This is a genomic window from Gluconobacter roseus NBRC 3990, from assembly GCF_006538885.1.
Taxonomy (GTDB): Bacteria; Pseudomonadota; Alphaproteobacteria; order Acetobacterales; family Acetobacteraceae; genus Gluconobacter; species Gluconobacter roseus.
The window spans coordinates 487,250-498,344 of the sequence record NZ_BJLY01000001.1; the positions used below are offsets into that span (position 1 = coordinate 487,250).

At 61.8% G+C, this 11,095-nt stretch carries 10 protein-coding genes; 7 read left to right on the forward strand and 3 right to left on the reverse strand.

All coding sequences use genetic code 11. The features are described 5' to 3' along the window. Positions 1 to 15: 15 nt before the first annotated feature. On the forward strand, positions 16 to 378 hold the full coding sequence (locus GRO01_RS02080) for a hypothetical protein (RefSeq protein ID WP_062508599.1): 363 nt from the start codon (positions 16 to 18) through the stop codon (positions 376 to 378). An 89-nt stretch (positions 379 to 467) separates the two neighbouring features. On the opposite strand, the gene GRO01_RS02085 is transcribed toward GRO01_RS02080, so the two are convergent. Then, a complete protein-coding gene (locus tag GRO01_RS02085) occupies positions 468 to 3,260 on the reverse strand; it encodes an Rne/Rng family ribonuclease (protein WP_062508790.1) in 2,793 nt (930 codons plus the stop codon). A 558-nt stretch (positions 3,261 to 3,818) separates the two neighbouring features. Between GRO01_RS02085 and GRO01_RS02090 the strand changes: the two genes are divergently transcribed. The 3 genes from GRO01_RS02090 (at position 3,819) to GRO01_RS02100 (ending at position 7,356) form a co-directional block, all read left to right on the forward strand. Beyond that, the gene (locus tag GRO01_RS02090; RefSeq protein WP_141306745.1) at positions 3,819 to 4,643 is read left to right on the forward strand and encodes an N-acetylmuramoyl-L-alanine amidase family protein; all 825 of its coding nucleotides are present in this window, start codon (positions 3,819 to 3,821) and stop codon (positions 4,641 to 4,643) included. 208 nt (positions 4,644 to 4,851) lie between these two features. Then, positions 4,852 to 6,423, forward strand: a complete 1,572-nt coding sequence (locus GRO01_RS02095; RefSeq protein ID WP_062508604.1) for a 2-isopropylmalate synthase — start codon at positions 4,852 to 4,854, stop codon at positions 6,421 to 6,423. A 165-nt stretch (positions 6,424 to 6,588) separates the two neighbouring features. Further along, a complete protein-coding gene (locus GRO01_RS02100; protein ID WP_083541323.1) occupies positions 6,589 to 7,356 on the forward strand; it encodes a sulfite exporter TauE/SafE family protein in 768 nt (255 codons plus the stop codon). Positions 7,357 to 7,381: 25 nt separating this feature from the next. Here GRO01_RS02100 and GRO01_RS02105 read toward each other — a convergent pair whose 3' ends face one another. Together GRO01_RS02105 and GRO01_RS02110 are read right to left on the reverse strand one after the other, a co-directional pair. Next, the gene (locus tag GRO01_RS02105) at positions 7,382 to 7,870 is read right to left on the reverse strand and encodes a hypothetical protein (RefSeq protein WP_062508606.1); all 489 of its coding nucleotides are present in this window, start codon (positions 7,868 to 7,870) and stop codon (positions 7,382 to 7,384) included. Between the two features lie 48 nt (positions 7,871 to 7,918). Further along, positions 7,919 to 8,173, reverse strand: coding sequence for a YMGG-like glycine zipper-containing protein (locus GRO01_RS02110; RefSeq protein WP_062508608.1), 255 nt, complete (start codon positions 8,171 to 8,173; stop codon positions 7,919 to 7,921). Positions 8,174 to 8,457: 284 nt separating this feature from the next. Here GRO01_RS02110 and GRO01_RS02115 point away from each other — a divergent pair, with 284 nt between their 5' ends. The 3 genes from GRO01_RS02115 to GRO01_RS02125 are packed head-to-tail and all read left to right on the forward strand — an operon-like array spanning position 8,458 to position 11,026. After that, entirely contained in the window at positions 8,458 to 9,507 is a 1,050-nt protein-coding gene (locus tag GRO01_RS02115; protein ID WP_062033912.1) for a rod shape-determining protein, read from the forward strand. A 17-nt stretch (positions 9,508 to 9,524) separates the two neighbouring features. Next, positions 9,525 to 10,454, forward strand: a complete 930-nt coding sequence (gene mreC / locus GRO01_RS02120; protein ID WP_062508610.1) for a rod shape-determining protein MreC — start codon at positions 9,525 to 9,527, stop codon at positions 10,452 to 10,454. 5 nt (positions 10,455 to 10,459) lie between these two features. Next, positions 10,460 to 11,026 (forward strand): hypothetical protein, encoded by a 567-nt coding sequence (locus GRO01_RS02125; protein ID WP_062508613.1) that lies wholly within the window; start codon positions 10,460 to 10,462, stop codon positions 11,024 to 11,026. The last annotated feature ends 69 nt before the right edge of the window (positions 11,027 to 11,095 follow it).

An 11,095-nucleotide genomic window follows, 5' to 3' on the forward strand; every position in this document is an offset into this window, starting at 1 on the left:
TGATCCGGAGTCTGCATGCGTTCGTTCTGGTTGAGTCTCGTTGCCCTGCCGCTGCTTGCAGCCTGTGCCCAGCAGCCGACGGCGCCAGCGCGTCCTGCGGGCTCGCCTCTGACGCAGGCCAAAATCCCGCCGCAGGATTTTGCGCCCGGTCTGGTGGAAGAAACATCTGAGGATGGCAAGAAGAAGCTGTTCAACGATCCTTCAGCGCCGCTCAACACACCGCTTTGTGGAGCAGCCCTTCAGGAACAGGCCCAGGCAGCCGGAGCCATCTATCCGCAGAGCCTGGCCAGTACGAGTTCCTGCCCGCGCAATGCCTGTTTCCAGCCGCTGACCGGCACCTATATTGCGACAACCGGAGCCCAGAGCGTCTGCCGCTAAGGCACTCGCGGGGCTGACAGTCCCAAATAAAAAGGCCGGTCGGGACATCCCGACCGGCCTTTTTCATGCTCGCGGAACGCGCTGACGGATCAGCGCTTCCACCAGCCGACACGACGCTTCGGCGGTGCGACTTCGTCGATGTTCACCGGCTGAAGGACGTTCCCTTCATCAGTCGGGGCCTCGGCCTGCTTGGCCTTGGTGGTCCGACGGGTCCGGGTCCGCTTCGGCTTTGTGGCTTCCTCGGCAGCAGGCTCCGCCGGAGCAGCAGGGGCCGCCTCAGCAGCAGGCTCGGTAACGGAAGCCTCTGCTGCGTCAGCCTTTGCCTTCGATGTGCGGCGTGTCCGCGTCCGGCGGGGCTTTGGAGCCTCTTCGGCTACGGGCTCTTCAGCGACCGGGGCCGGGATGGCTTCGGCCGCAGGAGCTTCGGCAACCGTCTCGGCAGGAGCGGCTTCCACTTCCTTGGCGCGGGCGGGACGACGTCCCCGACCGCGGCGCGGCTTGGGAGCTTCCTCAGCAGCCGGTTCCTCGACGACAACGGTCGTTTCAAGAGCGGGCGTATGCGCGATCTCGATTTCCGTCGGCGTGTTGATGCCGGTCTGGAGAGCCTGGGTCGTGCCCTCGAACTCCGCCTGCTCGATCACATCAAAGATGTCGAAGCTGCCACCGAACGGATCGGCCGGGGTCGGGCCCGTATAGCGACGCTGTGCCGGACGCTCCTCACGTTCTTCCCGACGGCGCGGCGTGCGGTTTGCTGACGCAGGTGCAGTGTTGCGCTGGGGCTGGGGCGCCACATCCCGCGTCTCGGACACGGGCTCCGCAACGGCCGTGTCGGAGCCTTCGGTTTCCTTGACGATACGCTTGAAGCGGGTGCGACGACGGCCCGGAATGATGCCGTTCTCGTCAGCCTGCTCCGGTGCAGGAGCATCGCGGCTTTCGGAAACCGGTGCGGCCTGCTGCGTCTCCGCTGCCGACACATCCCCGTTCTGTTCCCGACGCCCACCGCGACGACGACGACGACGACGGCGACGGCCCCCATTGTTTTCCTCATCGCCTTCGGAGGCCACGACGTCTTCGATGATTTCCGCATCGACAACCGGCGTTTCCGTCCGCAGGGCGACAGGAGCGGGAGCCTGCTCTTCGATGATCTCAATCGTGCGGACGTTCTCCGGAGCCCGCTCGATCTGACGCTCGGGTGCAGCGGTCTGGGCCTTCAGGCGCTCGATGCGCATGTCAGCCGCGGCAAGGTTCTCTTCCGTGCGGAAAACCACCTGCATGCGGTGATGGCGTTCGATATCCGCCAGCCAGGAGCGCTTGTGATTGAGGATGTAGAGCGCGATGTCCGAGCCCACATAGACTTCGATCTCGGCCGAACGCTGGCGTGCGCCTTCCTCGTCGATGGCGCGCAGGACGTGCAGGGCCGAGCTTTCCGTCCCACGAATGAATCCGGTGCCCTGACAGTGCGGGCAGGGGGTGAGAACGGATTCCGCAATGGACGGACGCAGGCGCTGGCGGGACATTTCCAGCAGACCGAAATGGGAGATATGTCCCACCTGGATGCGGGCGCGGTCGGAGCGCAGAGCTTCCTTGAGGCGCTTTTCCACCTGTCCGTTGTGACGGCGGCTTTCCATGTCGATGAAGTCGATCACGACCAGACCGGCAAGATCACGCAGACGCAGCTGGCGGGCGACTTCCTCGGCGGCTTCGAGGTTCGTGCGCAGGGCCGTTTCCTCGATGTTGCGCTGGGAGGTGGACTTGCCGGAGTTCACGTCGATGGCGACGAGGGCTTCGGTCTGGTTGATGACCAGATAGCCACCGGACGGCAGACGGGCCGTCGGCGAGAACATCGCATCCAGATGGCCTTCGACATTGTAGCGTGCGAACAGGCTCTGGCCCCGGTTCTGCCAGAGTTTCACCTTGTTGGCGTTGCTCGGCATCAGCAGGCGCATGAACTCGCGAGCGCTCTTCCAGGCTGCTTCGCCATCCACGAGGATGTCTTCGATGTCCTTGGAATACAGGTCACGGATAACGCGCTTGATGAGGCTTGCTTCCTCATAGACCAGCGTCGGCGCGACCGAGGACAGGGCGTGTGAGCGGATGTCGTCCCAGAGCTGCAGCAGATATTCGCAGTCGCGCGTCACTTCCGCAGCCGGACGGCCGGCACCGGCGGTGCGGACGATCATCGCCATGGACTTCGGCAGGTCCAGCTCCGCGATGATGTCGCGCAGGCGACGACGATCGGAATCGGACGTGATCTTGCGCGAAACACCACCGCCACGCAGGGCGTTGGGCATCAGGACACAGTAGCGGCCGGCCAGGGAGATGTAGGTGGTCAGGGCCGCGCCCTTGTTGCCGCGCTCTTCCTTGACGACCTGCACCAGCAGCACCTGACGGCGGCGGATGACTTCCTGAATCTTGTAATTGCGCAGGAAACGGGCCGTGCGGCGCGACGATGCGCTTTCCTCACCCGTATCGTGCTCGCCACCGACGGTTTCGGGCGCGCGACGGTCATGGTTGTCGCCGTCTTCGCTGTCCGTGGCATCTTCAGCGACCGTTTCGGTCTCGGCATCATCGCCGGCATCACCGCGCTCGGCAATTTCTTCTTCCTGGAGCGCGATAAGCTTTTCGCGGTCTGCGACAGGGATCTGGAAATAGTCGGGATGGATTTCGCTGAAGGCGAGGAAGCCGTGGCGGTTGCCACCATATTCGACGAAAGCGGCCTGAAGGCTCGGCTCTACGCGAATGACCTTGGCAAGATAGATGTTGCCCTTGAGCTGCTTCTTGGTCGATGTCTCGACGTCGTAATCTTCGACGCGGTCACCATCCATGACCACAACACGCGTTTCTTCCGCGTGTGTGGTGTCGATGAGCATACGCTTGGTCATGGAAAACTGAACTCCACGACGCTCCGCGATGGCTGCCTTGGCCGGGGGGAGCGTCAGATTGTGTGGGGTGGAGGGAACGGCGCAGTCCGAACGCACAGCGGCGGGACACGTTGGGTCCCGTTCCGGTGAGGTTGCTGGCTGCGAGCACGTTGAGTGACATTCGTCCCCTGAACAGACGGCCGGTCCAGAGTCTGGAGCCGGATGAAAAACCTGATCCGGACGGGCAGCTGGCCTGTACCGGAATCCATAAGATCGCCAGTTCGGTCCGGTCAGGACAGGGTACGGAGGGCTAGTCGCGCATCTGTCAAACGACGGGACGTCGTGGCGGAGAGACATGGAAAGGCGGGAGCGGCACAGGAAAGGCTTGAGCCCGTGTCCGGTCGGACCGCACTTTACAGGTCCCTGTCACGCAGGATGACCGAAACCGCCCCCCGTGGCAAGCGCGGCGTTTTTCATTTGCCCGTGCGTTGTTTTGCAGACGCTTCATGCCATGTTCCTGACAGGGTTTTGTGCTGTATGATCGCCCCGTTATTCACCGCCGGACGCTGGGAACAAGGGATGCTGACGCGACGCACACTGGTAAGTGGTCTTTCGGGGCTGCCGCTGCTGACGCCCGTTGCGGCATTCGGGCGCCATCCGCTGCATAAGAAACTGTCCGCCCCCGCCGTGCATCGCGGGGCCGCCCCTCCGAAGCCGCTCGTCATGCTGGATCCCGGACATGGCGGAAAAGATCCTGGCGCGATCGGGATTTCCGGTACTTATGAAAAGCATATCTCGGAAGCCGCAGCCTCCGAACTCAGCCGACAGCTTCTCGCATCGGGCCAGTACCGCGTTGCCATGACCCGCTCCGAAGACCGGTTCATCCCGCTGGAAGGGCGCGTTGAACTGGCCCAGCGGCATCAGGCGCATCTTTTCATCTCCATGCATGCCGATGCGCTGCATGACAGGGATGTGCGCGGGGCGAGTGTCTATACGCTCTCAAGCGGGGCCTCTGATGCGCAAACCGCGTCCCTTGCGCGCACGGAGAACAGTGCGGACCGCTTTGCCGGGCCAGCCTTTCACGGCATGTCTCCCGACGTACAGCAGATCCTGGCCAGTCTTGTTTCCGAAGAGACGCGTCGTGGCTCCGCGCATATGGCGGCAAGCGTCGTCAATTCGTTCCGTAACAGGATCGGTCTGCTGACCCATCCGTCACGTCATGCGGCTTTCGTAGTCCTGAAATCGTCTGAAATTCCATCGGTGCTGGTGGAAATGGGGTTCATGTCCAATCGACTGGATGAAGCAGCGCTGCGTCAGGCCGTGCATCGCACGCAGGTCGCCAGCGCCATGAAAACGGCCATAGACCGTTATTTTACCTCTCATCCGGGCATCATGACCGGCTGATCTGACATTTCTGCAATGAAGGCTTCACGGTCATGCGGGTTGCGCATGACGAAAGAATCGGTCATTTAACGCAGCCATGACGTTTCTTTCGATCCTCTCGCTTCGACTTATCGGCCCCTGAACGCCTTTCCAAGGCGGACAGCGCTCCGTTGCGTTCAGGGGATGACAGACAAAAAACTTTCCTGAACCAGACGAGACGATCACAATCATGAGCTTCCACCATCCGTCCTTCGGCACGATCGCCGACGACCGCGTCATCATCTTCGACACCACGCTGCGCGATGGCGAGCAGTCCCCCGGCTTTTCGATGAATCTCGAAGAGAAGCTCCGCATGGCCCATGCGTTGAGCAATCTGGGCGTGGACGTGATCGAAGCCGGCTTCCCCGTGGCGTCCGAAGGCGATTTCGAGAGCGTGCGCCGCATTGCCGAGGAAGTTCGTGGATCGGTCATCTGCGGTCTGGCCCGCAGTGGTGGCAAGCGTGACATCGAATCCTGTGGCGAGGCGCTGAAGAAAGCCGAACGTCCGCGTATCCACAACTTCATTTCCACCTCGCCGCTGCACATGAAGTACAAGCTGCGGATGGAGCCGGAAACGGTTCTGGAAATCATCGCATCGGGTAACCAGAAGGCGCGCCAGTTCACGGATGACGTGGAATGGTCCGCCGAGGATGGCTCGCGGACCGAACCCGATTTCCTGTGCCGCTGCGTGGAAATGGCGATCCGCAATGGCGCCAACACGATCAACATCCCTGATACGGTCGGCTTTGCCACGCCGGAAGAAATGCGCGCCATCTTCACCATGCTGCGTGAGCGTGTGCCGGGTGCGGATCAGGTAATCTTCTCGACGCATAACCATAATGATCTGGGTCTCGGCGTCGCCAATACGCTGGCCGCTGTCGAAGGTGGCGCGCGCCAGATCGAATGCACCATCAACGGAATCGGCGAGCGCGCAGGTAATGCGGCGCTTGAAGAAATCGTCATGGCGCTGCGTACGCGCCACGATCAGTACGGCAAGACGACTGGCATTGAGACGACGAAGCTGCTGGGCATGTCCCGCATGCTGGCGACGATCACGGGCTTCGACGTTCAGCCGAACAAGGCGATCGTCGGCCGCAATGCGTTCGCGCATGAAAGCGGCATCCATCAGGACGGTATTCTGAAGAACGCCGCGACCTACGAAATCATGACGCCGGAGAGCGTAGGCTGGAACAAGACCTCGCTGGTCATGGGCAAGCATTCCGGCCGCGCGGCGTTCCGCGACAAGCTGGCGCAGCTTGGCTACCCGCCGCTGGAAGACGAGGCCCTGAACGCCGCATTCGCACGCTTCAAGGATCTGGCCGACAGCAAAAAGGTCGTGTTCGACGATGACATCCGTGCCCTCGTCGATGACGAGAGCCGCGATCATGAGCGCGTGCATCTGATCGCGCTGGAGCTGGCCTCCGGGACGAAGCAGAAGGCCCGTGCCAAGCTTGAAATCAGCGTCGATGGTGCCATCCAGTACGCCGAAGTCAGCGGCAATGGTCCGGTCGATGCGGCTTTCCGTGCCATTGGTGAAGCATTCCCACATACGGCTGAACTGGCCCTGTTCTCTGTGGCTAACGTCACGGAAGGCACGGATGCACAGGCCCGCACGACGGTCCGTCTGCAGGAGAACGGCAAGCTCGTGGACGGGCAGGGTGCTGATGCCGATACGGTGGTCTCGGCCGTCCGCGCCTATATCCACGCTCTGAACAAGCTCCTGACCAAGCGTGAGCGGACGGAGCCGGAAGCGCTTTCCTGATCTTTCAGGCGCCCTGCTTTGTAGGACAACAGGCATGTGGAGACATCTACATGCCTGTTTTTTTTAACACAGCTATAAATAACTATAATTAATAGTTTGTATAGACAGTAGACAAATATAGCACGATCGCTATGGTTCCCTTTCTGGCCGAGACAAGGGACCGTCATGCCGCATTCATGGCTCTACACGCTTTCAGGACTGCTGGTAGGATTCCTGGTCGGAATGACCGGTGTGGGCGGCGGCTCCCTGATGACACCGCTGCTGATCCTGCTTTTTGGCGTTAAACCGCAATCGGCAGTGGGCACGGATCTGCTCTACGCTGCCATCACCAAGATCTTTGGAACGGCGCTCAATCGTCACCATGGTGTTGTACGATGGAGGGTCGTGCTTTTGCAAATGGTGGGCAGCCTGCCTGCGGGCCTGCTGTGTCTGATCTTTCTGCATCATGCCGGTCCGAGTCCGTTTGTCTCGAAGCTGATTACCGAAGTGCTGGGCGTGGCGCTTCTGCTGACGGTTCCGGCCATTCTGTTCAAGCCCTGGCTCCAGAAATGGTCGACCGGCGCCGGAACACTGCGTCCGCAGACAGTCGATATCCTGACGGTCGTGCTGGGGGCGGTTCTGGGAACGCTGGTCACTCTGTCATCGGTGGGGGCGGGGGCCATCGGCATGGCGGCACTGACGGTGCTGTATCCACGGGTCAGCACGCGTGAACTCGTGGCGACGGATATCGCACATGCCGTGCCGCTGGCGCTGCTGGCCGGTGGCGGTCACTGGCTTCAGGGCGCAGTGGATACCGTTGTGCTAGTGGAACTGCTGATGGGGTCCATCCCCGGCATTCTGCTCGGAACATTGCTGGCAGGACGCCTGCCAGAGAATGCCCAGAGATGGTTTCTGGGTATTCTTCTGGCAATCATCGGCCTGAGGATGGTCTGAGCGGGACCACCCTGGCACTCAGGTCTCAGTAGCCGTAGCCGCCCTGATAGTTCTGGGGCTGGGGCTGCTGATAGCCGCCCTGCTGGGAATATCCGCTGTTGGGCGGATAGCCGTTGGGATATTGCGGCTGCTGGCAGTTGGTGTTGGGTGGGCACTGGTACTGCGGCTGCATGTACTGGCCCTGCTGCTGCGGATAGGCCCCCTGCTGGTTTTGGTAGTAACCCTGCTGCTGGCCGTTGGGGTAACCACTCTGGTAGCCCGGACGGTTGGGCGTGGTCACAGCGCCGGCGCCTGCACCGAGAACGCCACCGGCCAGAGCACCGATGGCCGCACCACGACCGCCGCCAGCAAGCGCGCCGATGGCCGCACCGGTTCCGCCGCCAAGAAGGCCGCCACCCAGTGCGCGTGAGCCAGGGTCATAATTCCCTTCGCATCCACCCAGAGCCATGACTGTGGCGAATGCTCCGACCAGCGCCGTACCGCGCAGGGCAGAGTGGGAAAAAGCGGTCCTCATAGTCCGAATCCTTGATCGTCTCTAACGGAAGTGAGCTCTGCTTATAGCTCAATATCCGTTGCGTGGGCGGTTGGGTGTCGTCGCTGCACCCACTGCCGCACCTGTGCCGCCTCCGGCAAGGGCGCCAATGGCCGCACCTGACCCGCCGCCTGCGAGCGCACCGATTGCCGCACCGCCACCTGCGCCGATCAGGGCGCCCGAACCGGCACGGGCTCCACTGTCATACGGGCTGCCGCATCCGGCGAGAGCCACACCACAGAGAGTCAGAGCGGCCAGAAAGCGGGGAGTTGTGAAGGTCTTCATGACAAAACATCCTGTTGGGCGTTCCGGAAACTGTGATGGCCGGAACGGTTTTGCGGATTTAGACAGACACAACGTGACAGAAGGGTGGCAGGATCAGGGCCCACGATTATTTTTTTCCATGTCCCCGGATGGGATCTGTACGATCCGTTAGGATAGCGCGCATTATATTGCATCCTCGGGCCTTGCTGAACCTGCGTGGTCTGGTTAAGTCCACCCGCGGGGAACCGCCCCGCAATCACGATCCGCCATCTGTCCCCCGCACAGAGCCGCGCCAGGAGTTTTGGATGTTTTCTCGTCTGCTGGGTCTCATGTCTGCCGACATGGCCATCGACCTCGGCACTGCCAACACGCTCGTTTACGTCAAAGGTCGTGGTATTGTCCTCGACGAACCCTCCGTTGTGGCGATCGCCGAAGTGCGTGGCAAGAAACAGGTTCTTGCGGTTGGTAACGAAGCCAAGCAGATGGTCGGACGCACGCCGGGAAACATCACTGCCATCCGTCCGCTGCGCGATGGCGTGATTGCGGATTTTGAAGTTGCGGAAGAAATGATCAAGCATTTCATCCGCAAGGTTCACAACCGCCGCGCCTTCGCCAGCCCGCAGATCATTATCTGCGTGCCTTCCGGTGCTACGGCCGTTGAACGCCGCGCGATTCAGGAAAGTGCCGAGAGTGCGGGCGCGCGCAAGGTGATGCTGATCGAGGAGCCCATGGCGGCAGCCATCGGCGCGGGCCTTCCGGTCACGGAGCCTTCGGGCAGCATGATCGTGGATATCGGCGGCGGGACGACGGAAGTGGCCGTCATTTCGCTGGGTGGCATCGTCTATGCGCGTTCGGCGCGCGTGGGCGGGGACAAGATGGACGAAGCCATCATTTCCTATATCCGCAAGACCTATAATCTTCTGGTCGGTGAAAGCTCGGCAGAGCGCATCAAGATCGAACTCGGCTCGGCCATGATGCCGGATGATCCCGCAAATCCGGACGGCCCGCTGACGGAAATCAAGGGACGTGACCTCATCAATGGCGTGCCGCGCGAAGTGGTCGTCAGCCAGGCCCAGATCGCCGAGAGCCTGGCCGAACCCGTCATGCAGATCGTCGATGCCGTGACGACCGCGCTTGAAAATACGCCACCCGAACTGGCTGCCGACATCGTGGACAAGGGCATCGTCCTGTCCGGTGGCGGCGCGCTGCTCTACCGTCTGGATGAAGTGCTGCGTCTGTATACGGGTCTGCCCGTGACGGTTGCAGAGAACGCCCTGTCCTGTGTGGCACTCGGAACGGGGCGGGCGCTTGAGGAAATGCGCCGTCTGCGCAGCGTTCTGAGCAGCATGTACTGAGGACTCGCTGACGCCGGATGCTGTCCATCCATGCCCGGCAGGTGCTTGCAAAGGCTGTCCTGCCCATCCTGATCCTGCTGGCGGTCGGGCTTGTCCTTCTGGGGCTTGTCCGTCGTCCGGCGGTTGACGGGGTGCGACTGATGGCAACGGATTTCATGGCCCCGGCCTATCATGGTCTGGTCTGGCCGCAGGAGCGGGCAAAGGTCTGGTTGACGGATCTGCGTGGTGCGACGGATCTGGCGAAGGAAAACGCCCGTCTGCGTGATGAAAACCGCGCCCTGCGACACTGGTATGATGTCGCCGTGGCGCTCGCGGCAGAAAATGGCCGCCTCAAGAAAAGCCTGCACTGGATCCCCGAGACGGTACCCCAGTATGTGACCGGCCGCGTGACGCGTGACGATGGTGGGCCGTATTCACGCGCGGTCCTGCTGGATGTGGGCAGCGGCCATGATGTGCGGATCGGGGATGTTGCGCTGGATGCCGCCGGACTGCTGGGACGTGTGACGGAAGTCGGGCCTCATACGGTCCGCGTCCTGATGATCAATGACGATGCGAGCCGTATTCCTGTTACACTCGGCAGCTCGCATAGCGATGCGATCATGGCCGGTGATGACACAGCTTCGCCCTGCCTGATCTTTTATCCGCAGGACCATCATCCCGTTGAAGGCGAGCGCGTGGAAACCCGCGGCCAGAGCACGATGCCGGCCGGACTGCCGGTCGGCACGGTCCATTACAGTGCGCCGAACCGGCCGGTCGTGGTGCCGGATGCGGATCTGGACCGTCTGGATATCGTCCGCGTGTTCGATTACGGCGATGACGACTCGCATGCCCCGGACGCACCGGGCCGTGTGCGCGTGAAGAAACTGCCGCAGAACCCGCTGACCGGTCCGCTGCCGTTTTCATGGCTGCCCAACCTTCCGGACATGCCGGGACGGGGAGGGCAGTAAGCGCCATGGTTGCCGAGAACTCCACGCCGCATCTGCATTCCGCCGTCGAGCCGAAACAGACCTTCCGCCGTGCGCTCGACATGGCGGCGCGGGCGGCCATGCCGTCCCTGTTCATCATGTTTTCCGCGATCCTGCTCTCCGCACCGTTCGGCATTCCCGGACAGGCGCAGCTTCAGTTTGGGATTGCGATGTGCACAGTCTGGTTCTGGGCCTATAGCCGCCCGCGCTCCATGCCAGCTCTGGCAGTGTTCCTGTGCGGACTGGTGGTGGAGATCTTCAGCTTCGGGCCGCCGGGAACTGTCCTGCTGTCACTGCTGGTGATTTATGGTGTCTCGCATCACTGGCGCTATGGTCTGTCCCGTCTGGGCTTCATCGCGGGATGGCTGATTTTCAGCATTCTTGTCGTGCTCGCATCCTTTTTTCAGTGGGCTCTCGTCTGTCTGCATGCGGTTGCGCTACTCTCTCCCATCCCCGGCCTCTTTCAGGCGGCGCTGACAATCGGTATCTATCCCAGCCTGACCGCGCTGTTTGTCTGGGGACGTCGCACCTTCGCCAATCCCGATCAGGCCTGACAGCATCTTTCATGGTCCGCACATGGCGTGCGGAGCGGAAGGCTGTTTTCTTTTCCGGATCCTGAATTT